Raw genomic sequence first — 24,805 nt, 5'->3', positions numbered from 1 at the left:
GACACCTCATGCGCCGTCTCCTCCGCTCGCTCGCCGTCGTCGGCGCCGTCGCCGTGCTCGCCTCGGGGTGTGCGAGCGCGGCGCCCGCGGCATCCGGGGATCCGACCTCGTCCGCGGCCCTCTCCGGCACCGTCGAGGTCTACGCCGCCGCATCGCTGCAGCGGTCGTTCGACGAGATCGCCGCAGCGTTCGAGCAGCAGAACCCCGGCGTCACGGTCAGCCCGGTGTACGACGGGTCGAGCACCCTCGCGACCCAGATCGGCGAGGGTGCCCCCGCCGACGTGTTCGCGTCGGCCGACGAGAAGAACATGGCGAAGGTCGTGGCGCAGGCGCCCGATCCGCAGGTCTTCGCGGCGAACACGCTGGTCATCGCCGTCCCCGCCGGAAACCCCGCGCAGGTCTCCGCGCTCGCCGACCTCGCCCGGGTCACGACGGTGCTGTGCGCGCCCGAGGTGCCCTGCGGTGCCGCGTCGCAGACGCTGCTGTCCAACGCCGGGGTCGCCGTCACCCCGGCCAGCTCCGAGCAGAACGTCACCGCCGTGCTCACGAAGGTCGCCGCGGGCGAGGCCGATGCGGGACTCGTCTACGCGACCGACGTGGTCGGTCGCGACGACGTCGAGGCCATCGTGCCGGCGGGCGCGGACGCCGTGGTGAACCGCTACCCGATCGCCTCTCTCGCCGACGCGCCGAACCCCGCGGCCGCCGACGCCTTCGTGGCGTTCGTGCTGTCGGACGCGGGGCAGAAGATCCTCGCCGACGCGGGCTTCCGGGCACCGTGACGGGCGGTTTCCTTCCTCGCTGGCTCGCGGTGCCAGCCGTCGTCGGGCTGCTCTTCCTGCTCGTTCCGCTGACCGCCCTCGTCGCGCGCGTGCAGTGGGCGACGCTGTGGAGCGACATCACCTCGCCCGCCGCGCTGTCGGCGCTGGGGTTGTCGCTGGGCACGGGTGCGGTCGCGACCGTGCTGTGCGCGCTCGTCGGCATCCCCCTCGCCCTGCTCATCGCCCGGAGTCCCGCCCGCACCGCGGCGGTGCTGCGCGCGCTCGTGACGGTGCCGCTGGTGCTGCCGCCGATGGTGGGCGGTGTCGCCCTGCTGTACCTCTTCGGCCGTAGCGGACCCCTCGGCGCGCTCGGCCTGCCGTTCACCACCCCCGCGGTGGTGCTGGCCCAGGTGTTCGTCGCCCTGCCTTTCCTCGTGCTCGCGGTGGAGGGCGCCCTGCGTGCCACGGGCGTCGACTTCGAGCGCACGGCCGCCTCGCTCGGGGCCTCGCGCGTCACGATTCTGCGGCGCATCACGCTTCCCCTCGCGGCCCCCGGCATCGTCGCGGGGGTCGTGCTGTGCTTCGCCCGGGCGATCGGCGAGTTCGGGGCGACGGCGTTGTTCGCGGGCAACCGTCCCGGCGTGACGCAGACCATGCCGCTCGCGATCTACACCGCCTTCAACGGCGCCGGGGTCTCGCAGGGCACCGCGGTCGCGCTGTCACTGCTGCTGCTCGTGACGGCGATCGCGGTGCTGCTGCTGGTGCGCGGGTGGCGCCCGGGGGTGGGGCGATGACGGGCCCGGATGCCGCGACGCCCGCGCCCCTCGGCCGACGCGACGCCCAGGGGGCCGGCGCCGTCCCCGCGCCCGACGGCGCGGTGGGGCCGGGGACCCGGATGCCCGAGCCGGGCGACCCCGGCGATGCCGCCTCCCTGCGCGCCCGCGTCGTCGTGCGTCGCCGCGACTTCACCGTCGACATCGGGCTCGAAGCGGCCCCGGGAGAGACCGTCGCCGTGATGGGCCGCAGCGGCGCGGGCAAGTCGACGCTGCTCACGGCGCTGGCCGGGCTCACCGCCCTCGACGAGGGCGAGATCACGCTCGACGGGCGCGTGCTCGATCGCGCTCCGCGTGTGCGCACCGCCCCGATGCACCGCGGCATCGTGCTGCTCGGGCAGGACGCCCGGCTGTTCCCGCACCTCACCGCGCGCGAGAACGTCGCCTTCGGTCCGCGCGCGGGCGGGGTGGCGGCATCCGTCGCCCGTTCGTCGGCCGATGAGTGGCTGGCCCGCGTGGGGCTGCCCGGCGCGGGCGATCGCCTCCCGGCGCAGCTGTCGGGCGGAGAGCAGCAGCGTGTCGCGGTGGCGCGGGCGCTCGCCGCGCAGCCGCGGGTCGTGCTCCTCGACGAGCCGCTCGTCGCTCTCGACGCGGTGACTGCGTCGGAGATCCGGGCGATGCTGCGCGAGCGCCTCACCGGGGTCACGACGATCGCGGTGACGCACGACGCGGTGGATGCCGCCGCCCTCGCCGACCGGCTGATGATCGTCGAGAGGGGCACGGTGACGCAGGTCGGTCCCGTGCGCGAGGTCCTCGCGGCCCCCGCGACGGAGGTGACCGCGCGGATCGCGGGGCTGGAACGACTGGTCGGCGTCGCGGCGGGCGGCGCGTTCGTCCGCGACGGGCGGCGACTCGAGACGACGGATGCCGCCTCCCTCGCGCTCGCGGCGCGTGACGGCGTGGAGCTCGCGGCGCTCTACCGCGCGAGCGACGCCCGCCTCGGTGAGGGCGCACCGGCGACGGTGTCGCACCTCGAGCCGACGCCCGCCGGGGTGCGGGTCGTCACCGACTCCGGGGTCGTCGAGGTGCCCCCGGCCGAGGCCGCGGACCTCCGCCCCGGCGACACCGTGCACTGGAGCGTCCCTCCCGCTTCCGTGCGGTTCGTGCCGGCATCCTGATCGCGCTCCCTTTCTCCCGCTCGAGTGTCCGAGACACGCCGTTGCGACCCGAGGGCGCACGGCGTGTTCTGGACACTCGACGGAGGTACGAGGCGCCGGGGGCTCACGCCGCGACGACCCGCCCGCCCTCGAGCCGCACCTCGCGGTCGATCAGACCTGCGGGCACGTCGACGTGCGACACGACCACCACGGCCTGTTCGTCCCCGACCGCGTCCAGCAGATCGGCGAGGAGGGCATCGGATGCCGCGGGGTCGACGCCCGCGGTCGGCTCGTCGAGCACGAGCACGGGGAAGCCGCGCAGCAGCGCGCGGGCGAGGGCGAGGCGCTGGGCCTGCCCGCCCGAGACGAGGCCGCCCCGGTCACCCACGCGCGCGTCGAGGCCGCCGCGTTCCCGCGCCCAGTCGGCGAGGCCGACGCGCGACAGCACGGACCACAGGTCGGCGTCGGTCGCGGTGTCGCGGGCGAACAGGAGGTTCTGCCGGATCGACTCGTCGAAGAGGTACGGCGACTGCTCGATCAGCCCGATCGTGCGGCGCAGGTCGTCGCCCGCCAGCTCGCGCACTTCGACGTCGCCGATCCGGAACGACCCGGTGTAGTCGAGGAAGCGCACGAGTACGTGCGCCAGCGTCGTCTTCCCGGCGCCGCTCGGACCCATCACCCGCACGCGCTCGCCCGGCGCCACGCGCAGGTCGACGTCGGTGAGCCGTCCGGCGTCGCCGTCGGCGTCGGAGCGGGCCGGCCACGACGCCCCGACCCCGCGAAGCTCGAGGCCCGCGCCCAGCTCGGGTGCGCGACCCGTCGCCGCCGGCTCGTCGCGGGGGAGCCCGTCGGGAACGTGCTCGGGCACGGCATCCGCGATCCGCTCCGCCGCGGCGCGCACCTGCCGCCACGACGCGAGCGCGAGGGGGACGGGTCCGAACACCTCGAACACGGCCATCGGCAGCAGCACGACCACGGCCAGGCCTGGCCCCGACAGCGTGCCGCCGGTGACGGCCGGGGCGGCGACCAGCAGAGCCGCGAGCGAGGCGACGCCGGCGAGCACCGAGACGGCTCCCGAGGTCAGCCCCTGGGCCCCGCCGCGGCGGATGACGGCGCGACGCAGCGCGGCATCGGCGTCGCGAACGCGTGAGCGGGCGGCATCCACCGCTCCGTACGCGATGAGCACGTCGAGGTTCGTCAGCAGGTCGTGGACGGCGTCGGCGACCGCGGCGCGCAGCGGCGCGATCGAGCGTTCGGCGCGGGAGCCGGCGGCCCAGCCGAGCGCTCCGGCGACGGCGAAGGCGAGCAGCAGGCAGACCAGCATCGACAGCGCCGCGGGCCACGACACGAACGCGGTGAACACGACCGCGGCCAGGGCGGTCGTCGCGGCCGTCACCAGCGGCAGCACCACGCGCAGCGGAAGATTCTGCAGCTCCTCGACGTCGTCGACGACGCTCGAGAGCAGCCCGCCGCGACGCGAACGGGCGAGGCCGTCGGGGGCGAGCGGCACGAGGTCGCGCACGAGGTCGGCGCGCACCCCGGCGAGCTGGTGCAGCGCCGCATCGTGGCCGCTGAGCCGCTCGAGGTAGCGGAACACCCCGCGCGACAGCGCGAACGCGCGCACCCCCACGACCGCGACCGACAGGTACATCACGAGGGGCTGCTCGGCGGCGCGGGCGATGAGCCACGCGCTGGCCGCGAGCAGGGCCACCGCGCTCGCCGCCGTGCCGAAGCCGGCCAGCAGCGCGGGGGCGAACCGCCGCCGCGACGGCATCGCCGCGCTCAGGATGCCGCGCACCCGCCCGCTCACGAACGCACCTCCCGTGCATCCGCGCGCGAGCCGCGGGAATCCGTCGCGACCATCCCCGGCGCCTCGTGCGGGGGCGACAGCTCGACCACTCGATCGGCGATCGCGCGCGCGGAGGGACGGTGCGACACCAGCAGCACGCCGCGGCCGGCGTCGGCCTCGCGACGCAGGGTCGCCCACAGGTGCGCCTCGGTCGCGGCATCCAGCGCGCTCGACGGCTCGTCGAGCACGAGCACCGGCACCCCGCCGACGCGCGCGCGGTACAGGGCGCGGGCGACCGCGACGCGCTGGGCCTCGCCGCCCGAGAGTCCGGCCCCGCCCGCGCCGAGGACCGTCGCGGGGTCGATCGCGGCCGCGCCCGCGTCGGCCAGGGCCGCGGCGACCGCGGCGTCGTCGACGGCGGAGCCGACCGCCACGTTCTCGGCGACCGTGCCCGACAGCAGCCCCGGTCGCTGCCCCGCCCACGCCACCGACGCGCGGGCGTCGGCCACCGCGACGCCGTCGACGCGCACCTCGCCGTCGTGCTCCGCGAAACCGAGCAGCGCGGCGATCAGCGACGACTTGCCCACGCCGCTCGGTCCCGTCACCACGACGACCTCCCCGGGCCACACCGACAGCGACACCCGCGGCAGAGCGTGGCCGGCGCGGTGCACGCGCACGCCCGCGAGCGCGATCGTCGATCCGAGCGTCGGGGCGGCGGCATCCGGGGTCGGCTCGGGCGCGAGGTCGCGCGCCGCGTCGAGGGCGTCGAAGATGTCCTCGGTCGCGGCGACGCCTTCGCTGGCGGCGTGGAACTGCACCCCCACCTGCCGCAGCGGCAGGTAGGCCTCGGGGGCGAGCAGCAGCACGAACAGTCCCACGAGCAGCGAGAGGTCGCCGGCGAGCAGGCGGAAGCCGATGGTCACCGCGATGATCGCGACGGAGATGGATGCCAGGAACTCCAGCGCGAAACCGGAGAGGAACGACACGCGCAGCACCGTCATCGTCTCGCGCTTGTAGTCGCGCGTCACCTTCTCGATCGAGTCGGCCGCGCGGTGCTGGCGGCCGAAGGCGGTGAGGGTGCCCAGGCCCTCGACGGTGTCGGCGAAGCGCGCGGCGAGGCGTCCGAGCGTGGCGTACTGCTTCTGCTGCACCCCGCGGGTCGCCAGGCCGATCAGCACCATGAACAGCGGGATGAGCGGGATCGTCAGGATGACCGTCAGACCCGACAGTGGATCGGCGAGGGTCATCGCGCCGATGAGGATCGGCATCGTGATCGCGGTGGCGACCAACTGCGGGAGGTAGCGACCGAAGTACGCGTCGAGCGCCTCGAGGCCGTGGCCGGCCGTCACGGCGAGGGCGGCGCCGTTGCGTGCGCCCAGCCACCGCGGGCCCAGGCGGCCCACCGCGGCGATGAGCGCCTCGCGCAGCTGCCGCGACGCCGACGCCGCCCCCCGTGCGGAGGTGCGCTCGGAGGCGGCGATCAGCAGCCCCCTGACCAGGCCGAAGGATGCCGCGGCCCCGATGGAGCCCCACAACTCGCCGACCGGCTGCCCCTGGATCGCGCCCACCAGCGCGCTCGTGAGCGCCCACGCGAAGCCGACGATCGCGCCCGTCTGGGCGAGGACGATCGCCGCGTTCACCGCGAAGAAGCCGCGGGAGGCGGTGGCGTAGCGGAGCAGCCGCGGGTCGACGGGTTTCATGGGATCAGTGCGCGACGAGCGCGGCCTTCTCGATGCGGGCGCGCGTGACGCGCTTGCGGAAGACCCAGTACGTCCAGCCCTGGTACGCCAGGATCAGCGGCAGGAAGATCAGGGCGGCCCAGCTCATGATCGTGAGCGTGTACGGGGTGCTCGAGGCGTTCTCGATGGTGAGACCCGCCCCTCCGGCGAGAGTGGTGGGCATGACGTTCGGGAAGAGGGCGAAGAACAGCGCGGCCACCGCGGTCACGATCGTCACCGCCCCGAGCGCGAAGGCGGTGCCCTCGCGATCGCGGCTGTTCGCGACCCACGAGCCGATCAGGGCGAGAGCGGCGGCACCCGACAGGGCCACGACGCCGAGGAACAGCGGGGCCGCAGTGGCCTGGGCGATCGTCCAGCCCAGGAAGATCGCCGCGAGGGCGATCGTGACCAGACCGGCGCGTCCCGCCAGTCGGCGGGCGTCGGCGCGGACCTGTCCGTCGGTCTTCAGCGCGACGAAGTACAGCCCGTGCACGAAGAACAGGCTCAGCGTCGTCAGACCGCCCAGGATGCCGTAGGGGTTGAGCAGCGTGAGCACCGTTCCGGCGTACTCGTGATCGGCGTCCAGGGGCACGCCCTGCACGATGTTCGCGAAGGCGACGCCCCACAGGAAGGCGGGGAGGGCGGATCCCACGACGATCATGCGGTCGAACGAGCGCTTCCACCGCAGCGAGTCGCGTTGGTGGCGGTACTCGAACGAGACGCCGCGGGCGATGAGGGCCAGCAGGATCGCCAGCAGCGGCAGGTAGAAGCCGCTGAACAGCGTCGCGTACCACTCCGGGAACGAGGCGAACAGGGCGGCACCGGCGACGATGACCCAGGTCTCGTTGAGGTCCCACACGGGACCGATGGTGTTGATGATCTGCCGACGGGCGATGTCGTCCTTGCCCAGGAAGGGCAGAGACATGCCCACGCCGAAGTCGAATCCGTCGAGCACGAAGTAGCCGACGAACAGGAACGCGACGATCCAGAACCAAAGCTGCGCGAGATCCATGATGACGGGGCTCCTAGTAGACCGTGGTGGGGGTGTTCTCGACGGAGTCGTCGCGTTCGGCGTCGGGGTCGGGCAGCGGCTCGGGGCCCTTCTGCGCGAACTTCACGATGAGGCCGAACTCGACGACGGCGAGGCTGAGGTAGACGAGCGTGAAGGCCACGAGCGACACGAGGACGCTCCAGCCCGGGACGCTGGGCGAGACGCCGTCCTGCGTGAGCATGAGACCGAAGACGATCCACGGCTGGCGGCCCATCTCGGTGAACACCCAGCCCACCAGGCTCGCGAGCATCGGGAGCGGGGCCGTCCAGATCGCCACGCGCCACATCCACCCGGCGACGGGGCGCTTGGCGTTCTTGCGCGTGACCCACAGGCCCACGACGCTCACGAGCGCCGCGATGCCGCCGAGGGCGATCATCCAACGGAAAGCCCAGTAGGTGACCCACAGGACGGGGGCGAAGTTGCCGTCGACCTGGTCGGCGAACTGGGGGAACATCTGCTGGCTGTACAGCGTATTGAGGTCGTTGATGCCCTCGACGCAGCCGTCGAGGGAGTGCGTCGACAGGATGCTGAGCAGGAACGGCACGCGGATGCTGAACAGCTCGCTCGTGCCGTCGGGGGTGCCGAGCGTGAAGATCGAGAACGAGGCGTTCGCGCCGCACACGGTGTTGAAGGTGGCCTCGGCGGCGGCCATCTTCATCGGCTGGGTCGCCACCATCACCAGGCTCAGCTGATCGCCGACGATCGCGACGAGGACGAACGACACCACGGTGGCCCAGAGGCCGAAGCGCAGGGTCTTGCGCATCATGTCGGTGTTGCGTCCGCGGGCCATGTGCCAGGCCGACACGGCGACGACGACCATCGCGGCGAACATCCACCCGGCGAAGATCGTGTGGGGGAAGGCGGCGAGGGCCACGGGGTTGGTCAGCAGCGCCCAGAAGTCGACGAGCTCGGCGCGGTGCCCCTCGGCCGACATCTGGTAGCCGACGGGGTTCTGCATGAACGCGTTGGCGGCGATGATGAAGTACGCCGACAGGGTCGCCCCGATCGACGCCATCCAGATGCTCGCCAGGTGGGCGAGGCGGGGGAGCTTGTCCCAGCCGAAGATCCAGAGGCCGATGAAGGTCGCCTCGAGGAAGAAGGCGAGCAGGCCCTCGAAGGCGAGCGGGGCACCGAAGACGTCGCCGACGAAGCGCGAGTACGCCGACCAGTTCATGCCGAACTGGAACTCCTGCACGATGCCGGTCACGACGCCCATGGCGAAGTTGATGAGGAAGATCTTCCCGAAGAAGCGGGTGAGGTGCAGCCACCGCACGTCGCCGGTCCGGTACCAGACGGTCTGGAAGACCGCCACGATCAGCGACATCCCCAGCGTCAGCGGGACGAAGAGGAAGTGGTACAGGGTCGTCAACCCGAACTGCCAGCGGGCGAGAGCCAGGGGGTCGAGCCACTCCATCGGGAGCCTCCGATCGAACCGGATTATGTGGTCAGACCACATGCTACGCCGGGCTCTCCCGCGCCGCCCGGCGATGATTCGGCGTCGAACCACCTCCCCGGTCTACGCTGAGACTTACCGGGGAAGTCTTTTCCCGCGAACCCGTCCGGAGGCGGCATGTCGGTGCGTCAGAGCCTGCTCGCGATCCTCGATCGCGGCGCCTGCTACGGCTCCCAGCTGCGCGCCGAATACGAGCGGCGCACCGGGGCCGCGGTCAACGTCGGCCAGGTGTACACGACGCTCGAACGGCTCGAGCGCGACGGACTCGTCGAAGGAGCGGGTGTCGACGACGAGGCTCGCGTGCTGTGGCAGCCGACCGACGCCGGTCGCCTCGAGGCGCGGTCGTGGTTGACGACCGCGTCCCTCGCGGAGGGGCGCGACGATGTCGCCCTCAAGATCGCCCTCGCCGTGACCCTCCCCGAGACGGATGTCGAGGCGGTGCTCTCGGCGCAGCGCGACGCCGTGCGCGCGGCCCTGGCGGCGACCGACGTCGAGGACGACCCGGAGGATGCCGTCGCGGTGGCGATCGTGCGCGCGGCGCGTCGGGCGCGCCTCGAGGCCGACCTGCGCTGGCTCGACGAGGTCGAGCGTCTCACCGCCGGCGCGGAACCCTTCGACCTCGCGGTCGAGCGTCCCCGTCGCGGTCGCCCCGCGCGCTCGGCGCTCTGAGGCGCGCGGCCCGTCCGACGCGGACCGTCCGACGCGGGGGGCGCGCGAGTACCTCCACCCCGCCGATCCGTCAAGGGCCGCCCCTTTCATCGGATGAACGCGCACGCTGAGACCACCCCGGACGAGCTAAGGAGTTCTCGCATGGTCATGGAAGCACCGCTCAGCCGCCGGGGTTCGAAGAGCGTCGGAACGCCGCCGGTCATCACCGAGATCCCCTGGACGCGCATCGACCTCGACCTGTACGAGGTCGCGCGCGAGGGGTACATCGTGGGCTACGTCGAGGTCGTCGGCGCCGTGTTCGTCGCTCTCGGCGGGGCGCGCTACGACCGCGCGGTCGAGCTGTCCCAGCACCTCACGTTCCATTCCGCGGTCGACGCCCTCGTGCGCCGCGCGGTCAGCGCGTGAGGCGGTAGCCCGCCTCGTCGATCGCCGCGGCGATGTCGTCGTCGCTCACGGCGCCCGTCCGGGCGATCCGCACGAGCGACGCCTCTCCGGCCCGCAGGTCGACCGAGACGACGTCGACGCCCTCGAGCGCCGACAACTCCTCGGTGACGGCGCGTACGCAGTGGTCGCACGTCATGCCCTCGACGGTGAGCACGTCGTTCGCCGCGGGCGTCGCGGCGGGGGAGGAGGCCGCGCGGTGGCCGCACCCGCAGCCGTCGCCGCAGCCTCCACCGGCGGGAGCGGATGCCGTGAGTCCGAGGTCGATGCGCTGTTCGGTCATGGGGTCTCCTTACGAGCGGACCAGGCGGGCGATGGCCTGGTTGGCTTCTCTGAGCTTCTCTTCGGCGACGGGGCCGCCCTGCGCGGCCGCTTCGGCGACGCAGTGCGAGAGGTGGTCGTCGAGCAGCGAGAGGGCGACGTTCTCGAGCGCCTTCGTGACCGCCGACACCTGGGTGAGGATGTCGATGCAGTACTGATCGTCGTCGACCATGCGGGCGATGCCGCGCACCTGACCCTCGGCGCGACGCAGGCGTTTGAGCAGGTCGTCCTTGTGGCCCTCGTATCCGTGCACGACATCCATCATACCCCCGTGGGGTATATGTATCACCGTTCGCCGAGGTGTCAACCCCCTCGGCACGACGCCGCGACTGACGGAGGGTCGAAGCATCAGGAGGTCGACATGCTGTTGCGTCAGACCGGTGGTGGTCGGCGATGACCACCGAACCCTTCCCCACCGGACCCCACCGCCCCGTGCGCATCCCGCACCTGCCCCCGCTGCGCTCGCAGCGGCGAGAATCGAAGGATGACGCGAACACTGGCAGCGCTTCCGGGCGCCGCCCGGAGGCTGTGCCTCAGCCGAAGAAACGGCGAGATCTGCACCCGTGAGGACGGGCACCGGGGCCTTCACCACCGCACGGGCGGGCGTCTGCTCTGGAGCGACCTGCAGGCCGATCCGCCCGAATGTCCCGGCGCGGGCTCGGCCGCTTCGCCGGCCGCGACGCTCGATGACGGGTTCCCCGATGGTCGCGCGGTCTGCCCCGTCTGCTGGGCGTTCGTCGAGGTGACCGCCGAGGGCGCGCTCGCGCCGCACGACTCCTGGCGCGGTGACGAGTCGCGCCAGGAGGCCGATCGACGGCGCGAGTGGTTCAATGCCTTCGGCTGGTGACCACCCCGCTCACGCGGGCGCCGCGACCAGGGTGGCCCGGCCGTCGACGACCTCGACCGTCTCGTCAAGCGCGCCCGCGTGCACGAGGTCGTGCGTGACCAGCAGGGTCGCGGTGTCGCGCTCGTGGGTGAGCCGGGAGATCAGCGCCATGATCTCGGCGCCGCGCGCGCTGTCCAGCGCGCTCGTGGGCTCGTCGACCAGCAGCACGCGGGGATCGTGCACGAGCGCGCGGGCGATCGCGACGCGTTGACGCTGCCCGCCCGACAGCTGCGCGGGGCGACGGTCGGCGTGAGCGCCGAGGCCCACGGCATCCAGCAGCTCGTCGACGCGTCCGCGCACGGCGGAGCGGCGCTCGCGGCGGCCGCGTCCGCCGAGCTCCGCCATCACCCGCAACTGCTCGCGGGCGGTGAGGGCGGGCAGCAGCTGCGGCTGCTGGAACACGATGCCGATGCGTTCGCGGCGCAGCGCGGTGCGGCTCGCGGCGCTCAGCGGGGTGGCATCCACCCCGTCGATGACCACGCGACCGGAGTCGGGGCGCACGAGCGTCGCGGCGAGGGCGAGCAGGCTGGACTTGCCCGACCCCGACGGGCCGGTGATGCCGGTGACCCGCCCGCGGCGGCCCTCCAGCGTGACGTGGTCGACGGCCGTGACGCGGGCGTCGCCGTCGGGGTAGGTCAGGGTGACGTCGTCGAGAAGGATCATCGGGTGCTCCCCAGAGCGGTGAGAGGGTCGGACGAGGTGACGGTGCGCAGCGACACGGCCGCTCCGGCGAGGCCGAGGGCGATCATGACGGCCGCGGGTGCGAGGGTGGTCAGCGGGCTGAGCAGGAAGGGCAGGGCACTGCCCGCGAGGGCTCCGAGGATCGCCGTGAGGGCGATGCCCACGCCCACGCCGGCGACCAGCACGACCAGGGCCTGACCGAGGGCGTCGCGCACGAGAGCGGGGGTGCTGGCGCCGAGGGCTTTCAGCACGGCGACGTCTCCCGCGCGCTGCATCGTCCACACCGTGAAGAACGCGCCCACGACGAGCGCCGAGACGCCGAAGAGCATCGCGATCATCAGCCCGAGCGAGCCGATCTCCGAGCGGAACGTGGGCAGCGCCGACAGGCTCGCCAGGGGAGTGGATGCCGTGGTCCCGGTGCTCTGCGCGAGATCGTCCCACGCGGGGGTGCCCGAGACGGCGAGCACGGTCGCCGCGCCCGTTCCGCCCAGACGCTCGTCGAGGCTCTTCCAGGCGCTCGGGCTCAGGGCCACGACGGGGGTGTGGCTGTACGACAGGTCGTCGCCGACGGCGGCGACGCGGAACGTTTCGCCCGCGATGGTCACGTCGTCGCCGACCGCGGCTCCCAGAGTTGTCGCGGCGCCGGCGGACAGCGCCGCCTCGCCGTCTGACGGGGCGTTCAGGGCGAACGAGGGGGCGTCGAGGCCGAACAGGGCGACCGCTCCCGAGGCGCCGGGGCCCTCGGCGCGGGACTGCAGGATGCCGACCGGCACGACGCCCGTGACACCCGGGGCGTCGCGCCACGCGGCGACGGTGGCATCGTCGATCGCCGACTCCCCGAAGGTCGCCGCCGCGTCTCCCGCCGGCTGAAGCACGAGCCGATCGCCGGGCAGGGCCAGCACGGCCGAGACGTTCTGGGCGGCGAGGCCGCCGGTCAGGCCCGCGAGGAAGCCCACGAGCAGGGTGATGAGGGCGACGACCGCCCCGATGAGGGCGAACCGCCCGCGGGCGAACCGCAGATCGCGCCATGCGACGTACACGTCGCCTCCTTCCGCCGGTGTCTCTCACCGGCACGTCTCCAGCGTCGTCGGGCGGGCGCCGCGGGTCATCGGCGCAAGGGGCGTTCTTGCTCTCCACCTTTCGGATGATCCGCCGGGGCCCCGGCATCCGTAGCCTGGGAGGGTCATGCCGCACCGCACCCTCGCTCCCGTGTTCGCGGGCCTGCGCGTCGGACTCCACGTCCTGTTCGCCGCGCTGCTCGCGCTCGTCGTGGTGCGCGTGCTCGTCACCGGCGGGTCCGCGATCGCTCTCGTGCTCGCCGGCGTCCTCGGCGCCGTCTACCTCGCGGGGCTCGGTGTCGCCCGCTCCCGGCGACGGGCCGCGGCGATCGCGTGGGTCGCGGTGCTGACGGCGGTGTGGGCCGCGCTCGTGTGGCTGGTCCCCGAGGCGGCCTACCTCGTCTTCCCGCTGTTCTTCCTCTACCTGCACGTGCTGCCCGGCGTCGCCGGCCCCCTCGCCGTGCTCGGCACCACGGCCCTCACGATCGCGGCGTTCGCGGTGCACGGGGGACTGACCGTGGGCGGTGTCGTCGGGCCGCTCGTCGGCGCCGGCGTCGCGCTGCTCATCGGCCTCGGGTACGCCGCCCTCGATCGACGTGCCGCCGAGCGCGAGGCGCTCATGGCCGAGCTGCTCGCCACGCGCGACCGGCTCGCCGCCGCCGAGCGCGAGCAGGGCGTGCTCGCCGAGCGGGCGCGCCTCGCCCGCGAGATCCACGACACCGTCGCCCAGGGACTCTCGAGCATCCAGATGCTCCTGCACGCGGCGGAGCGGGCGGATGCCGACAGCCCGGGCCTCGTCCACGTGCGCCTCGCGCGCGAGACCGCGGCCGACGGTCTCGCCGAGACGCGGCGCTTCATCCGCGAGCTCACGCCCCCGCGCCTCGACAGCGGCCTCGGCCCCGCGCTCGAGCGCCTCGGCCGGGAGTGGTCCGCGCGCGAGGGGATCTCCGTCGAGATCGAGACCGACGACGACGCCGAGCTGCCGATGGACGCGCAGACGGCCCTGCTGCGCATCGCGCAGGGGGCGCTCGCCAACGTCGCCCAGCATTCCGGCGCGGCGCACGCCGGCATCCACCTGACGCGCGACGGGGAGGGGGTGCGTCTGCGGATCAACGACGACGGCCGCGGATTCGACCCGCGCCTCGCCGAGGATGCGGCGGCGCACACCGACTCGTTCGGGTTGCGCGCCATGCGGGAGCGGGTGGAGCAGCTCGACGGCCGACTCGACGTCGAGGGCGCGCTCGGCGCGGGCGCGTCGATCACGGTGACCCTGCCGGGGAGCGCGTCGTGATCCGCGTCGTCATCGCCGACGATCACCCCGTCGTGCGCGCGGGGGTGCGGGCGCTGCTCGACGCCGAGACCGACATCGAGGTCGTCGGCGAGGCGGCGACCCCCGACGAGGCCGTCGCCCTCGCGGACGCCCTCGCGCCCGAACTCGTGCTGATGGACCTGCAGTTCGGCGATCGCGCCGCCGGGGCCGAAGCGACCCGTCGCGTGCGCGCGCTCGCCGCGCCGCCATACGTCCTCGTGCTGACCAACTACGACACCGACGGCGACATCCTCGGCGCGGTCGAGGCGGGCGCGAGCGGATACCTCTTGAAAGACGCCCCGCCCCACGAGCTGCTCGCGGGCGTGCGCGCCGCGGCGGCCGGTCAGAGCGCCCTCGCCCCGGCCATCGCGGGCCGGCTGCTCGCGCGACTGCGCGAACCCCGCGTCACGCTCTCGGCGCGCGAGATCGAGGTGCTGCGCCTCGTCGCCCGCGGGGCGTCGAACGCCGAGGTGGCCGCGCGCCTGCACATCACCGACGCCACGGTGAAGTCGCACCTCGCGCACATCTTCTCGAAGCTCGGGGTGACCTCGCGCACCGCCGCCGTGTCGTCGGCCCGGGCCCTCGGCATCCTGCGCTGACGGGGCCGCCCGACCCGGGCGCCCCGACGACGACGCGCCCGCGACGTACGATGGGCCTCATGATCCGGGTGCGCGTGGTCGGTGTCGCCCTCGATCCGGCGCAGCAGCACGTCATCCTGCTCTCGCCCCTCGACGCGGAGGCCGACGGAGAACGCGTGCTCCCCGTGTGGATCGGGCCGCAGGAGGCGATGTCGATCCTCGTCGCGGTCGAGAACACCCCGCCGCCGCGGCCGCTCGCGCACGACGTCATGACCGCGATCCTCGGTGAGCTGTCGGCGACCGTGGACCGCGTCGAGATCACCCACCTCGACGACGGCACGTTCTACGCCCGGCTCGTGCTCGACACCCCGCGCGGACAGCGCTCCTTCGACGCGCGCCCCTCCGACGCGATCGCGCTCGGCGCGCGCGCCGACGCCCCGATCTGGGTCGCCGAGGAGGTGTTCGCGGAGGCGGGCGTCCCCGCCGACGACGTCGACGTGCAGCCGTCGCCCGAGGAGGAACGCGTGCGGGAGTTCCGCCGCTTCCTCGACGACGTCGATCCCGACGATTTCCAGGGCTAGCACCGATGCCACCTGTCGGTGGACGCTCCTAGACTCGCGGAGGGGGCCGCTCGCCGCGGTCCGTGATCCACGACGAACGGGGAACCAATGCAACTCGCCATGGTCGGACTCGGACGAATGGGCGCCAACATCGTGCGCCGACTGATGAGGGACGGTCACGACTGCGTCGTCTTCGACGTGAATCAGGATGCCGTGGCCTCGCTCGTCGAAGAAGGAGCCACCGGGGCGACGAGCATCGCCGACCTGGCCTCGAAGCTGCAGAAGCCGCGCGCCGTCTGGCTCATGATCCCCGCCGGCCTCACCGGGAAGGTCGTCGACCAGGTCGCCGAGGTGCTCGAGCCCGGCGACATCATCATCGACGGCGGCAACTCGAACTACCGCGACGACGTGCGCCGCGCCAAGAAGCTCGACGACAGCGGCATCCACTACGTCGACGTGGGAACCAGCGGCGGGGTCTTCGGTCTCGAGCGCGGCTACTGCCTCATGGTCGGCGGCCACGACGAGGCCGTCGCGCACCTCGAGCCCGTCCTGCGCACGATCGCACCGGGTCCCGGAGAGGTCGAGCGCACGCCCGGCCGCACCGGCGACTACACGACGGAGGAGCGCGGCTACCTGCACTGCGGCCCGTCGGGCGCCGGGCACTTCGTGAAGATGGTGCACAACGGCATCGAGTACGGCATCATGGCCGCGCTCGCCGAGGGCCTCAACGTGCTCAACAACGCCGACGCGGGCCTGCACCAGGGCGAGCACTCGGCCGAGGTCGCGCCGCTCGAGGAGCCCGAGTTCTACCAGTTCGACATCGACACCGCCCGGGTGACCGAGCTGTGGCGTCGTGGCTCCGTCATCTCGTCATGGCTGCTCGATCTGACCGCGGCCGCCCTGGCGCAGAACCCCACGCTCGACGGCCTCGCCGGCCGGGTGTCGGATTCCGGCGAGGGCCGCTGGACGGTCAAGGCCGCGGTCGACACCGGGGTTCCCGTGCCGGTGCTCGCCGCCTCGCTGTTCGAGCGTTTCGCCTCGCGCGGCGAGGACCACTTCGCGAATCAGGTGCTCTCGGCGATGCGCCTGCAGTTCGGCGGCCACCAGGAGCTGCCCGCCGGAGACGTGCTCGAGGCCGGTCAGAAGAAGGCCGAGAGCGGCCGCGACTGACGCCGCGTCAGCGCGTCAGCAGGATCTGGCAGATGTAGAGGCTCCCGCCGTCGTTCCACACCTCGGTGGCGGGGGCCACGCACGTCCCGTCTTCGGCGGTGAGCAGCCGCACCCCGGCGTCGTCGTAGAGGGCGTACGGTCCGACCGTGCCGTGCACCGGCGCGGACACGCCCTGGGGGAGCTCTCCCACCGACGCGAGGGCGTCGCGAAGGGGCACGCTCGCGGTCTCGGTGTAGTAGTTGACGCCGTTGTAGTCGCGGCAGTTCGCGGTGCCCCCCACACCGACGGGGAAGCCGGTCGCGAGGCAGTAGCCGCCCGGGGGCATGTCAGGAAGCGTGTCGTGCGCGCTGCGGTACTTCTCGAAGATCTCCTGCCACTGCACGAGCTTCTGCGTGGCCTGCTCGTTCGGGGTGGGCTGCGGGGCGGTGAGCAGCCAGACGAGGAAGCCGATCGCCCCGAGGATGACGACCCCGCCGACGACGAGGGCGGTGATCGCGGCGGGGTGGAGACGGGCGCGGGACGTGGACGACATGGCGGGCTTTCTCGAGGGGGCGGGCCGCGTCAGGCTGCCACGCCCGCGCGCAGTGTTCGTGCCGTGAACAGGGGGGACGGGGGATCCCCGGCCGAGGATTCACCCGCGTTCTCGCCCAGGGGCACGGCACCGTGCGTCTCTCCGCCCGCGGCGGTCGGGGGAGACTAGAGGGATGAGCAGTTCGGCATCCACGCCCTCCGACCGTTACGTCGTCGCCACCGACGGTGCCTGCAAGGGCAACCCGGGTCCCGCGGGCTGGGCGTGGGTCGGAGAGGACGGGCACTGGGCGGCGGGGTCCATCCCCTCGGGCACGAACAACATCGGCGAACTGCTCGGTCTCCTTCACGCCATCACCGACCACGCCGACGTCCCCGAGCTCGTCGTCCAGGCCGACTCGAAGTACGCGATCGACACCTACTCGTCGTGGATGGACGGCCACCGTCGACGCGGCTGGGTGACGAGCGCGAAGAAGCCCGTCGCGAACCGCGGCATCCTCGAGGCGCTCATCGCCGCACGCGACGCGCGCCGCGAGGCGGGGCTTCCCGACGTGGTGCTCGAGCACGTGCGCGGTCACTCGGGCCACGTGCTCAACTCGTGGGCCGACGAGCGGGCGGTCCGCGCGTCGCAGCACGCGGCCAAGGGCGAGGAGCTCATCTGGACGTCGCTGCGGGGCCTCGACCGGCTCGAGGTGCAGAAGGCCCCGCCCCGGTCCGCCGCGGACCGCAACGGCCGCTGACCCTCCCCGTGCTCATCCCGCTAGGACGTCGGCCTCCTCGGCGAGGGTGAGCCCGGCGCGTCGAGGGCGGTCGACGCCACGATCCCGTTCGTCGGCGAGCACGCGTCGCATCGTCTCGGCGAGCGGACGACGTCGACCCCCGGATGCCACGAAGGCGGCGTCGCTGCGTCGGGAGAAGCCCTGCGCCTCGGCGGGGAGCCACAGCGGCAGTGACCGGGGGCCCATCCAGTGCTGCACGCCCCGGGAGAGGAGGGTCTCGTCGTCGAGGGCGACCGGCTCGGCATCCGCTCCCGCGGCCTCTCGCGCCGCGGCGAGCACGGCTGCCAGCGGGAGCTCCTCGCCCACGGCGTTCACAGGACCGATCGTGCCCGCGGCGCCCGCGCGCACGATCCACTCGGCGAGGTCGTCGACGTCGATGCCCTGCGCGTGGCGACCGGCGGTCTCGGGCACAACGACGCGTCCCCCGCGATCGAAGCGCGCCGGCCAGTATCCGAAGCGATCGGTCGGGTCGCCCGGTCCGACGATGAGCCCCGCGCGCACCCGCAGAGCCCGATCGCTCGCGCGCGCCGTCGTTAGCTGCTCGGCGTGGACCTTGGCATCCGAGTATCGGGTCGTGTCGAGCGGGTCGACGAGGTCCGCCGACTCGTCGGCGAACGGTGCGTCGGAGCGGGCGTAGACCGAGACGCTCGACACGAGCGTCCAGTGCGCCGCGCGATCGGCGAGGGCGTGGAGTCCGGATGCCACGAAGCCCGGGTCCCACGACAGCTCGACCACGTCGTCCCAGTCGCCGTCGAGGCCGGCGTAGGCGTCGCGTGCGCCGCGGTCGGCGCGCACCAGCCGCGCTCCCGGCGCGACGGCCCCCGACTCACCGCGCGCGAGGCAGGTGACGTCGGCGCCGGAGGCCAGCGCCGCCGCCGCTATCGCGCGGCCGAGCCACGCGGTTCCGCCCAGGATGAGGATGCGTCGCATACGACTCACCCAAGCAGCCCCCGCCTCGCGGGGCGAGGGGGGTTCGCGCTCGGCGGACGCAACCCCTGTCGCACCGTCCCGAGTGCTGACAGAAAGAGAGGATGCCGCCCGCCGCGCCCCGTCCCTCCCTCATCCAGCAGCGTTTCGCTCTCGAACGTGCACGAGCATGGGCGAGGTGGGGAGTGGCCGCAACGTCGATCTTCGCGGTCGGGATGGCGGTGCAGATCATACTCGAGGGCGGGGATGCCTCCTGGTGGCGCTGGGGCGGGCTCGTGTTCTGGGTGATCATGGTCGCTCTCAGCGTGCGCCGCGCCGCCGGGGCGGGGCGATCGCTGCGGGCCTTCGAGGCCGCGCACGTACGCGACGCCGGGAGGCAACGACCCATCGGCGCCTGAAACGACGTCAGAGTGGCGCGATGCAGAGCGCGAGAGCCGCTGCTACGTGCCGGCGCGACCTCTCGGGGGCACCGGGGTGCCCTGATGGAAAACGAGCCGCGGGGGAACGCCCCGCCACAGCGACGAACGGCGGCTGACGCGTCCCTCGAACACGAGCACGTAGTCGAGCAGCACCGTGTCGGGGGCGACGACCCTGCTGGAGCGTTCCCCGATCTCGCCCGCCGACGCCCCGGGGTCCGCGTGCAGGGCGGCGACGATGTCGTCGCGGGTGAAGCGCCGCCCCGACTGCCCGATCTCGACGACGTCCTCGCTCAGGAGCGGCTCGACCTCGGCGGGGTTCCGGCGCACCACGGGGTCGAGCAGTCGTTGCTCGGCCGCCCACGCCGCGGCGACGAGCGCGGCGGCATCCCGACTCCGGCCGCGGATCTCGTACCGGCGGTCGATGCCGGCCGTCGCGGTGCCCCACGCGCTCGCCGCGACCCGACGCTGGTGGGCGTCGAAGGCGGCCTCGTCGACGAAGCGCTCCTCGACGCGCCACACGAGGGGATCGTCGGTGGGATCGACGTCGAAGGCGAGGCATCCCGGCTCGGCCCGGGTGAGGGCGAGGTGCGCCGACAGGTGCGCCCGCACGCGCGCGGCCTCGGCCTCGTCGGCGCAGCGGAGCTCGCCCGACAGGGTCACCTCGGAGTCGCTGCGCACGGGAGTGGTCGTTCCCGACGTCCAATCGCGCCGCAACACGCTGTAGGCGACGGACGCCTTCGGCTCGCCGCCCTGCACGGGCCATCCGTCTCGATACGTCGCCTCGAGGACCCACCCGCAGCGGTCGAACGTCCGTCGCATCGCGAGGTTGTCTTCGCGTGTCTGGCCCTCGAACCGGATGACGTGAGGATGCGCGGAGAAGAGACGGTCGGTGGCGGCGAGCAGGGCAGCGGCTCCCCGCCCCTGCCCGCGCCAGGACTCGCCGATCCGCAGGTCGACCATGACGGTGGAATCGGCGAGGTCGTCGAGGCGGACGACCCCGACGTGTCCGTGCTCGTCATCGTCGACCCAGAGGGCTTCGGTCTCGTCGCCACCCCACGCGCCGGCATCGATCGCCTCGTCCACCTGCGCGGCGGTGGAGCGCGATCGCACGTGGAACGGGAACAGATTCGTGGTGAGAAACGCAACGAGCGCATCGCGATCGGCCCCGGCGGCGTCGAGGGGGCTCAGGTGCAGCGTCATCCGCCCACGCTACGCGGTCACCTGGCCGCGTTCACGTGACCGGGGTCACGTGGCGGGGGACGCCAGCGACGGGGTCTTCGCGATGGCATCTCTCAGCACCTTCTCGCCGGGGAAGAGGGGGTCGTGGTAGACGTCGCCGAAGGCGAAGGGGGCGCGCATGTGCCAGATCGACGCGCCCGTGCACCACGGCGACTGCAGCGGCGCCTTCAGCACCGAGCGGTACAGCAGCGCCTGCACGTCGTGGTTCGGCGCACCCGTGGGCGGGGTGCTGCCCTCCTGCTGGGCGAGGCCGTCGACGCGCGGTTGCACGCCGACCTCCGTGATGAGGAACGGGATGCGCAACTGTTCGCAGACATCCTCGAGCTTGCCGAGGTGGTCGTCGGTGCGGCCGCCCGCCCCGCGCCATCCGGCGGCGAGCTCGTCGACGGTGATGTTCGGCGCATCGGGGGTGTAGACCTTGTCGGTCAGGCGGATCCACGAGTTGATGCCGAAGACGTCGAGCAGCCGGGCCATGTGAGCGGTGCCCTGCGGGAGCCAGTACGTGTGCAGCAGGTAGAGCTCGAGCGTGGTGAAGGCCGCCGTCAGCTTCACCCCGGGTTCGGCCGCGCGCACGGTCTTCACGAGGTCGACCCAGTTCGCGTACTGCGCGGCTTCGGTCTGCCCGGGCTGCTCGCACGCCAGGGAGAGGTATTCGACGTCGTTGTCGGCGCAGAGGCCCGCGAAGTGCACCATCTGCTCGGTCCACCGGGAGAAGAAGCCGTCGACGGATGCCGGGGCGTAGTTCGCGCGGTAGAAGCCGTCGCCGTCCTCCTCGGTGGCGATGTGGGGCTTGAGCAGCGTGATGCGGACGCCGCGATCCTTCGCGAGCGCGAAGACCTTGCGGATGCGATCGTCCGACACCCGGGTGAAGGTCGTCGAGGTCGGATCGGGGATGTAGCACAGCACGACGAGGGTCGCGTGGGCGCCGAGGCGCGCGATGCGATCGAGCTCGCGCGCCGTGGCGGACAGGGGCGTCTTCTCGTCGAGGCTGAGCGAGATGCTCAGGTCGCGCCTGATGTCGCCGACCGTGCCGGCGAAGCGCCGCCGCCACCGATCGTCGCCCCGGCGCACCTCGATCGCGAAGGCGTACGCCTCCTGGGTCGTCGGTCGCCCCGAGAGGGTCGCGCCGACGATCGCGAGACCCGCCGGGAGCTCCCCGTCGACGAGGGTCAGCGTGGCGTCGTCGCTCGTGGACAGCGGACGGCGGACGGTGTCCCACACGTGCAGACCGAGGTCGGTGGGAATGCTCGGGCTCGGCGACGGGGACGCACCGGAGGCGCTGTTCGACGGCGAGAGCGACGGCTGCCCCGCGGCGTCGCCGGTGATCAGGGTCGCCGCCGCGGCGCTCGCCGCACCCAGCGTGACCACGCCGAGCCCGCCCAGCAGCAGGCCGCGTCGAGAGACGTCCATGGTGGTCCCCTCCCGGTGCGGTGCCGTGTGCGGTGTGCGAGATGCACGGTGTCGACGTCGACCGATGAGGGCGGCGCGTCGGGTGCGCGCCCTCGCACCAGGCTAGAGGGGCGGAGGAGGTGGGCGGAGGGACCGGGGTGGAAATCTTCGGCGACTCCCGGGGACTTCTCGGCAACCGCAGCCGATCGAAGGCGGCGGATACGCTGGACCTTCCGATACCCGAGGAGCCCCGTGTCATCCGTCTATCGTTCGAGCCGCGTCCGTCTCCTCCGCACCGCCTCCCTCGGGATCGCGGGAGTCGGGGCCTCGATCGTCATGGGGACGCTCGGGTCGTGGTGGACGCCCCTCATCCTCCTGATCGCCACCGCCGGGGCGCTGCTGGTGGTCTGGAGAACCGACGGCGGGGCTGCGGCATCCGGGGGTGTCGTCCCGGTGCTCGCGGTCGTGGTCGCGCTCACGGTGGCCGGGCTCTTGGGCGTCGCAGGTGCGCTGGCGCCGGTCTGGGTGTGGGCCGCTCTCGGCGCGTACGCGGTCGCGTGGGGCGAGTACCTCGTTTCGCAGACCATCGCGCGCTCGCGCGGGGTGGCGGGTTCCCGGTGACCGGGGCGCCGTTCCTCCTCGTCGCGGCCGTGTCGCGTGCGCACGAGCGGGGGTGGCAGGGCATCCGCATCAACGCGAATCTCTACGCGACGGGACATTGGCGGTGCCGCGTTTTCGTCCCCGAGCCGGGCGAGGTCGACGAGGGCTCCGTGCCACGCGAGAGCAACGTCCTCCTCGCGTACTCGAGTGCGGGCCGGGACGACGTGTTCCACGACGGGCGGACCGATTGGACGGTCGAGACCCTCGCCGATCGGTTCATCGAACTGGCGCGGCCGTTCGCGCCGGCATCCGGATCCGACCCGGCCTACGCCGCGTGGCTCGACGAGCTGCGTCGCCGCACCGGCGGAGGAGCGTTCTTGATGTACGAGGACTCGATGAGCCGCCAGACGATGTGGCGTGAGCGCGGACTCGTGAGCCTCTTGTACGCCCACCCCGAGGCGGCGGCAGCGGATGCCACGGGCGCGGTGGACGAGAACGGGTGGACGCTCGACGGCACCATGCCCGTTCCGCCCGCTCGCTGAGCACCGAACGCCACCCGTCCGCCTCTCGCGTCACGAAACGACGAACGGACCCGGATGCCGAGGGGGCGGCATCCGGGTCCGTTCGAGGGGTGTCAGACCGTCGCGAGGGTCGACTGCCAGCCGAGGGCGGGGGCGACGTGCTTCGCGAAGTTCTCGACGAGGCGGAGGTTGAACTCCACGCCCATCTGGCTCGGGATCGTCAGCATGAGCGTGTCGGCGGTCATGACGGCGGCGTCGTTCTGCAGCTGCTCCACGAGCACCTCGGGCGGCGCCGCATAGGTCTTGCCGAAGGTGGACCGCATGCCGTCGATCACGCCGATCTGGTCGCTGCCCGCGGATCCGCCGAAGTACATCTCGTCTTCGGCCGTGACGATGGGGAAGATGCTGCGGCTCACCGAGGTGCGGGGCTCGCCCGTGTGGCCGGCCTCGCGCCAGGCCGCGCGGAAGGCGTCGAGCTGCTGGGCCTGCAGGATGTCGAACGGCGTGCCGTCGGCCTCGATCAGCAAGGTGGACGACATGAGGTTGACGCCGATGCGACCCGCCCACTCGGCGGTGGCCGTCGTGCCGGCACCCCACCAGATGCGCTTCTTCAGGCCGGGGGAGTGCGGCTCGATGCGCTGGAGTCCGGTGCCGCCGCCGAAGGGGCTCATCGGGTCGCGCTCGGCCAGTCCCTCGCCCTCGATGGCGCGCAGGAACAGGTCGAAGTGCTCGCGCGCGATGTCGGCGCCCCGGGCGTCCTGCGATCCGGTGTAGCCGAATGCCTCGTAGCCGCGCTGCACCGTCTCGGGTGAGCCGCGGCTGACGCCGAGCGCGAGGCGGTTCCCGCTGATGAGGTCGACGGATGCCGCCTCCTCGGCGAGCATGAGCGGGTTCTCGTAGCGCATGTCGATGACGCCGGTGCCGACCTCGATGCGCGAGGTGCGCGCGGCGATCGCCGCGAGCAGGGGCATGGGGGCTGCCTGCTGTCGCGCGAAGTGGTGCACGCGGAACGAGATGCCGTTGACGCCGAGGTCGTCCATGCCCTGGGCCAGATCGATCGCCTGGAGCATCGAGTCGCCCGCCGACAGGTGGTGCCCGCCGCCGAGGGGGCCGTAGTGGCCGAAGGAGAGTGTGCCGAAGGAGCGCATGCTCGGTGCAACGCGCGGCATCCTGATCTATTCCCGCGCATGTACCGGAGACGACCCTCGGGCGCGCGAGGTGTGGAAGCATTTCGAGGGTGGACGATGGCGTGCGGGAGGAGCTGCGGCGGCTGCGCGCCCGGGCGTACGGTCCCGGCGCCGACATCGACACGGACCCCGCCGCCTGCGCCCGGCTGACAACCCTTGAAGAACTCGAGCGCGCCGAGCGAGCGGCCCGCGCGGCGGCTCCGCCGGCGACTCCGGCCGCGGACCCGGTCGCACCGATCGTCCGAACCGACGTCGCGCCGGAGACCGACGGCGAAGACGACGAAGACGACGACGACCCGCGCCCTCGCGAGCGCGCCCCCCTCGTGCGCTCGCGGCGCACGCTGTGGATCTGGGCGGCGTCGCTCGCCGTGGTCGCCGCGGTCGCGAGCGCGGCGACCACCGCGGGGGTGGGCTTCGTTCCGGTCTCGACGTCGCGGGGAGCGCCGCAGGTGGCCACCCTCACCGAGGATCCCGGCACGCAGACCCCCGCGATCTTCGGGCAGCGCACGGGCGACGAGCGGGCGTTCGCCGACTTCTACGGCGTCACGGCGTTCGTCGGCACGGCGCAGATCGACGCGAGCGAGAACCGCAGCCCGTGCCTCTACCTGCTCGACACCGACGAGGTCGGGCAGGACGGCGGCAACGGCTTCCGCGGCAACTTCGTCTACGGGGGATGCGGGGCCGGCATCTTCCCCGCGACCGTGCAGTTCGTCGTCGCCGACGGCATGCCGGCGGAGTTCATCGCGCGCTTCCCGATCGGCACGAGCGTGCAGTTCGTCTACGACGGCGACAACGTCGGCGTCTTCAGCGACAAAGGTTGAGGCGGGACGGGGCCGTGGGCGCG

The 24,805-nt window shown here is 73.0% G+C and carries 28 protein-coding genes; 15 read left to right on the top strand and 13 right to left on the bottom strand.

Translation table 11 applies throughout. The annotated features are described in order from the left end of the window. Positions 1–8 precede the first annotated feature (8 nt). The 3 genes from modA to AB1K56_RS01990 are packed head-to-tail and all read left to right on the top strand — an operon-like array spanning position 9 to position 2,709. A complete protein-coding gene (gene modA, locus AB1K56_RS02000; protein WP_371204318.1) occupies positions 9–779 on the top strand; it encodes a molybdate ABC transporter substrate-binding protein in 771 nt (256 codons plus the stop codon). Then, complete coding sequence (gene modB, locus AB1K56_RS01995) at positions 776–1,552, top strand: molybdate ABC transporter permease subunit (protein WP_371204316.1); 777 nt, start codon at positions 776–778, stop codon at positions 1,550–1,552. The genes modA and modB overlap by 4 nt, the downstream gene beginning before the upstream one ends. Further along, entirely contained in the window at positions 1,549–2,709 is a 1,161-nt protein-coding gene (locus tag AB1K56_RS01990; RefSeq protein ID WP_371204315.1) for a sulfate/molybdate ABC transporter ATP-binding protein, read from the top strand. The genes modB and AB1K56_RS01990 overlap by 4 nt, the downstream gene beginning before the upstream one ends. A 103-nt stretch (positions 2,710–2,812) precedes the next feature. Here AB1K56_RS01990 and cydC read toward each other — a convergent pair whose 3' ends face one another. Genes cydC through AB1K56_RS01970 form a run of 4 tightly spaced genes read right to left on the bottom strand, consistent with a single transcriptional unit; the run spans position 2,813 to position 8,660 of the window. Then, positions 2,813–4,498, bottom strand: coding sequence for a thiol reductant ABC exporter subunit CydC (gene cydC, locus AB1K56_RS01985; RefSeq protein ID WP_371204314.1), 1,686 nt, complete (start codon positions 4,496–4,498; stop codon positions 2,813–2,815). Continuing rightward, entirely contained in the window at positions 4,495–6,177 is a 1,683-nt protein-coding gene (gene cydD / locus AB1K56_RS01980) for a thiol reductant ABC exporter subunit CydD (RefSeq protein WP_371204313.1), read from the bottom strand. The genes cydC and cydD overlap by 4 nt, the downstream gene beginning before the upstream one ends. A 4-nt stretch (positions 6,178–6,181) precedes the next feature. Further along, positions 6,182–7,207: a cytochrome d ubiquinol oxidase subunit II gene (gene cydB / locus AB1K56_RS01975; protein ID WP_136586777.1), complete on the bottom strand. Its 1,026-nt coding sequence runs from the start codon at positions 7,205–7,207 to the stop codon at positions 6,182–6,184. Between the two features lie 13 nt (positions 7,208–7,220). Next, entirely contained in the window at positions 7,221–8,660 is a 1,440-nt protein-coding gene (locus tag AB1K56_RS01970) for a cytochrome ubiquinol oxidase subunit I (protein ID WP_371204312.1), read from the bottom strand. A gap of 156 nt (positions 8,661–8,816) precedes the next feature. Between AB1K56_RS01970 and AB1K56_RS01965 the strand changes: the two genes are divergently transcribed. Both AB1K56_RS01965 and AB1K56_RS01960 read left to right on the top strand, forming a co-directional pair. Further along, positions 8,817–9,368, top strand: a complete 552-nt coding sequence (locus AB1K56_RS01965; RefSeq protein ID WP_371204311.1) for a PadR family transcriptional regulator — start codon at positions 8,817–8,819, stop codon at positions 9,366–9,368. Positions 9,369–9,509: 141 nt separating this feature from the next. Continuing rightward, on the top strand, positions 9,510–9,773 hold the full coding sequence (locus AB1K56_RS01960; protein WP_371204310.1) for a hypothetical protein: 264 nt from the start codon (positions 9,510–9,512) through the stop codon (positions 9,771–9,773). Here AB1K56_RS01960 and AB1K56_RS01955 read toward each other — a convergent pair. Together AB1K56_RS01955 and AB1K56_RS01950 are read right to left on the bottom strand one after the other, a co-directional pair. Next, the gene (locus AB1K56_RS01955) at positions 9,763–10,092 is read right to left on the bottom strand and encodes a heavy-metal-associated domain-containing protein (RefSeq protein ID WP_371204309.1); all 330 of its coding nucleotides are present in this window, start codon (positions 10,090–10,092) and stop codon (positions 9,763–9,765) included. The genes AB1K56_RS01960 and AB1K56_RS01955 overlap by 11 nt on opposite strands. A 9-nt stretch (positions 10,093–10,101) precedes the next feature. Further along, positions 10,102–10,392 (bottom strand): metal-sensitive transcriptional regulator, encoded by a 291-nt coding sequence (locus AB1K56_RS01950; protein ID WP_371204308.1) that lies wholly within the window; start codon positions 10,390–10,392, stop codon positions 10,102–10,104. 222 nt (positions 10,393–10,614) lie between these two features. Between AB1K56_RS01950 and AB1K56_RS01945 the strand changes: the two genes are divergently transcribed. After that, on the top strand, positions 10,615–10,977 hold the full coding sequence (locus AB1K56_RS01945) for a hypothetical protein (RefSeq protein WP_371204307.1): 363 nt from the start codon (positions 10,615–10,617) through the stop codon (positions 10,975–10,977). Between the two features lie 9 nt (positions 10,978–10,986). Here AB1K56_RS01945 and AB1K56_RS01940 read toward each other — a convergent pair whose 3' ends face one another. Then, the gene (locus AB1K56_RS01940; protein ID WP_371204306.1) at positions 10,987–11,679 is read right to left on the bottom strand and encodes an ABC transporter ATP-binding protein; all 693 of its coding nucleotides are present in this window, start codon (positions 11,677–11,679) and stop codon (positions 10,987–10,989) included. Next, the gene (locus tag AB1K56_RS01935; RefSeq protein WP_371204305.1) at positions 11,676–12,737 is read right to left on the bottom strand and encodes an FtsX-like permease family protein; all 1,062 of its coding nucleotides are present in this window, start codon (positions 12,735–12,737) and stop codon (positions 11,676–11,678) included. The genes AB1K56_RS01940 and AB1K56_RS01935 overlap by 4 nt, the downstream gene beginning before the upstream one ends. Before the next feature lie 145 nt (positions 12,738–12,882). Between AB1K56_RS01935 and AB1K56_RS01930 the strand changes: the two genes are divergently transcribed. The 4 genes from AB1K56_RS01930 to gnd all read left to right on the top strand — a co-directional run bounded on the left by AB1K56_RS01930 (position 12,883) and on the right by gnd (position 16,372). Next, positions 12,883–14,046: a sensor histidine kinase gene (locus tag AB1K56_RS01930; protein WP_371204304.1), complete on the top strand. Its 1,164-nt coding sequence runs from the start codon at positions 12,883–12,885 to the stop codon at positions 14,044–14,046. Continuing rightward, positions 14,043–14,663: a response regulator transcription factor gene (locus AB1K56_RS01925; RefSeq protein WP_264631389.1), complete on the top strand. Its 621-nt coding sequence runs from the start codon at positions 14,043–14,045 to the stop codon at positions 14,661–14,663. Before AB1K56_RS01930 ends, AB1K56_RS01925 begins: the two co-directional genes overlap by 4 nt. A gap of 59 nt (positions 14,664–14,722) precedes the next feature. After that, entirely contained in the window at positions 14,723–15,223 is a 501-nt protein-coding gene (locus AB1K56_RS01920) for a bifunctional nuclease family protein (protein WP_371204303.1), read from the top strand. Positions 15,224–15,310: 87 nt separating this feature from the next. Next, on the top strand, positions 15,311–16,372 hold the full coding sequence (gene gnd / locus AB1K56_RS01915) for a phosphogluconate dehydrogenase (NAD(+)-dependent, decarboxylating) (protein ID WP_136586767.1): 1,062 nt from the start codon (positions 15,311–15,313) through the stop codon (positions 16,370–16,372). Positions 16,373–16,379: 7 nt separating this feature from the next. Here the strand turns inward: gnd and AB1K56_RS01910 are convergent, their stop codons facing one another. After that, entirely contained in the window at positions 16,380–16,904 is a 525-nt protein-coding gene (locus AB1K56_RS01910) for a hypothetical protein (RefSeq protein ID WP_371204302.1), read from the bottom strand. A 172-nt stretch (positions 16,905–17,076) separates the two neighbouring features. On the opposite strand from AB1K56_RS01910, the gene AB1K56_RS01905 reads away from it, so the two are divergent. Beyond that, the gene (locus AB1K56_RS01905; protein WP_371204301.1) at positions 17,077–17,640 is read left to right on the top strand and encodes a ribonuclease H; all 564 of its coding nucleotides are present in this window, start codon (positions 17,077–17,079) and stop codon (positions 17,638–17,640) included. Positions 17,641–17,652: 12 nt separating this feature from the next. On the opposite strand, the gene AB1K56_RS01900 is transcribed toward AB1K56_RS01905, so the two are convergent. Further along, entirely contained in the window at positions 17,653–18,609 is a 957-nt protein-coding gene (locus tag AB1K56_RS01900; protein WP_371204649.1) for an NAD-dependent epimerase/dehydratase family protein, read from the bottom strand. Positions 18,610–18,791: 182 nt separating this feature from the next. Between AB1K56_RS01900 and AB1K56_RS01895 the strand changes: the two genes are divergently transcribed. After that, a complete protein-coding gene (locus AB1K56_RS01895) occupies positions 18,792–19,004 on the top strand; it encodes a hypothetical protein (protein ID WP_371204300.1) in 213 nt (70 codons plus the stop codon). A gap of 42 nt (positions 19,005–19,046) precedes the next feature. Here the strand turns inward: AB1K56_RS01895 and AB1K56_RS01890 are convergent, their stop codons facing one another. Both AB1K56_RS01890 and AB1K56_RS01885 read right to left on the bottom strand, forming a co-directional pair. Beyond that, on the bottom strand, positions 19,047–20,225 hold the full coding sequence (locus tag AB1K56_RS01890) for a GNAT family N-acetyltransferase (protein ID WP_371204299.1): 1,179 nt from the start codon (positions 20,223–20,225) through the stop codon (positions 19,047–19,049). A gap of 45 nt (positions 20,226–20,270) precedes the next feature. Then, positions 20,271–21,674, bottom strand: a complete 1,404-nt coding sequence (locus AB1K56_RS01885) for a hypothetical protein (RefSeq protein WP_371204298.1) — start codon at positions 21,672–21,674, stop codon at positions 20,271–20,273. A 231-nt stretch (positions 21,675–21,905) separates the two neighbouring features. Between AB1K56_RS01885 and AB1K56_RS01880 the strand changes: the two genes are divergently transcribed. Continuing rightward, on the top strand, positions 21,906–22,274 hold the full coding sequence (locus tag AB1K56_RS01880) for a hypothetical protein (protein WP_136586762.1): 369 nt from the start codon (positions 21,906–21,908) through the stop codon (positions 22,272–22,274). Continuing rightward, complete coding sequence (locus tag AB1K56_RS01875) at positions 22,271–22,795, top strand: hypothetical protein (RefSeq protein ID WP_371204297.1); 525 nt, start codon at positions 22,271–22,273, stop codon at positions 22,793–22,795. The genes AB1K56_RS01880 and AB1K56_RS01875 overlap by 4 nt, the downstream gene beginning before the upstream one ends. A 92-nt stretch (positions 22,796–22,887) precedes the next feature. On the opposite strand, the gene AB1K56_RS01870 is transcribed toward AB1K56_RS01875, so the two are convergent. After that, positions 22,888–23,922, bottom strand: coding sequence for an LLM class flavin-dependent oxidoreductase (locus AB1K56_RS01870; protein WP_371204648.1), 1,035 nt, complete (start codon positions 23,920–23,922; stop codon positions 22,888–22,890). Between the two features lie 89 nt (positions 23,923–24,011). Between AB1K56_RS01870 and AB1K56_RS01865 the strand changes: the two genes are divergently transcribed. Further along, positions 24,012–24,782, top strand: coding sequence for a hypothetical protein (locus AB1K56_RS01865; protein WP_371204296.1), 771 nt, complete (start codon positions 24,012–24,014; stop codon positions 24,780–24,782). Positions 24,783–24,805 lie beyond the last annotated feature (23 nt).

Source organism: Microbacterium sp. BWR-S6Y, from assembly GCF_041379845.1.
GTDB classification, from domain to species: Bacteria; Actinomycetota; Actinomycetes; order Actinomycetales; family Microbacteriaceae; genus Microbacterium; species Microbacterium hydrothermale.
This window is presented reverse-complemented; position numbering and strand designations above follow the sequence as displayed.

Bases quoted from the DNA above. Each gene is read 5' to 3' on its own strand.
- modA (WP_371204318.1), top strand. From the start codon at position 9: ATGCGCCGTCTCCTCCGCTCGCTCGCCGTCGTCGGCGCCGTCGCCGTG.
- AB1K56_RS01990 (WP_371204315.1), top strand. From the start codon at position 1,549: ATGACGGGCCCGGATGCCGCGACGCCCGCGCCCCTCGGCCGACGCGAC.
- cydD (WP_371204313.1), bottom strand. From the start codon at position 6,177: ATGAAACCCGTCGACCCGCGGCTGCTCCGCTACGCCACCGCCTCCCGC.
- cydB (WP_136586777.1), bottom strand. From the start codon at position 7,207: ATGGATCTCGCGCAGCTTTGGTTCTGGATCGTCGCGTTCCTGTTCGTC.
- AB1K56_RS01970 (WP_371204312.1), bottom strand. From the start codon at position 8,660: ATGGAGTGGCTCGACCCCCTGGCTCTCGCCCGCTGGCAGTTCGGGTTG.
- AB1K56_RS01965 (WP_371204311.1), top strand. From the start codon at position 8,817: ATGTCGGTGCGTCAGAGCCTGCTCGCGATCCTCGATCGCGGCGCCTGC.
- AB1K56_RS01960 (WP_371204310.1), top strand. From the start codon at position 9,510: ATGGTCATGGAAGCACCGCTCAGCCGCCGGGGTTCGAAGAGCGTCGGA.
- AB1K56_RS01955 (WP_371204309.1), bottom strand. From the start codon at position 10,092: ATGACCGAACAGCGCATCGACCTCGGACTCACGGCATCCGCTCCCGCC.
- AB1K56_RS01950 (WP_371204308.1), bottom strand. From the start codon at position 10,392: ATGGATGTCGTGCACGGATACGAGGGCCACAAGGACGACCTGCTCAAA.
- AB1K56_RS01945 (WP_371204307.1), top strand. From the start codon at position 10,615: ATGACGCGAACACTGGCAGCGCTTCCGGGCGCCGCCCGGAGGCTGTGC.
- AB1K56_RS01940 (WP_371204306.1), bottom strand. From the start codon at position 11,679: ATGATCCTTCTCGACGACGTCACCCTGACCTACCCCGACGGCGACGCC.
- AB1K56_RS01930 (WP_371204304.1), top strand. From the start codon at position 12,883: ATGCCGCACCGCACCCTCGCTCCCGTGTTCGCGGGCCTGCGCGTCGGA.
- AB1K56_RS01920 (WP_371204303.1), top strand. From the start codon at position 14,723: ATGATCCGGGTGCGCGTGGTCGGTGTCGCCCTCGATCCGGCGCAGCAG.
- gnd (WP_136586767.1), top strand. From the start codon at position 15,311: ATGCAACTCGCCATGGTCGGACTCGGACGAATGGGCGCCAACATCGTG.
- AB1K56_RS01910 (WP_371204302.1), bottom strand. From the start codon at position 16,904: ATGTCGTCCACGTCCCGCGCCCGTCTCCACCCCGCCGCGATCACCGCC.
- AB1K56_RS01905 (WP_371204301.1), top strand. From the start codon at position 17,077: ATGAGCAGTTCGGCATCCACGCCCTCCGACCGTTACGTCGTCGCCACC.
- AB1K56_RS01900 (WP_371204649.1), bottom strand. From the start codon at position 18,609: ATGCGACGCATCCTCATCCTGGGCGGAACCGCGTGGCTCGGCCGCGCG.
- AB1K56_RS01890 (WP_371204299.1), bottom strand. From the start codon at position 20,225: ATGACGCTGCACCTGAGCCCCCTCGACGCCGCCGGGGCCGATCGCGAT.
- AB1K56_RS01885 (WP_371204298.1), bottom strand. From the start codon at position 21,674: ATGGACGTCTCTCGACGCGGCCTGCTGCTGGGCGGGCTCGGCGTGGTC.
- AB1K56_RS01870 (WP_371204648.1), bottom strand. From the start codon at position 23,922: ATGCGCTCCTTCGGCACACTCTCCTTCGGCCACTACGGCCCCCTCGGC.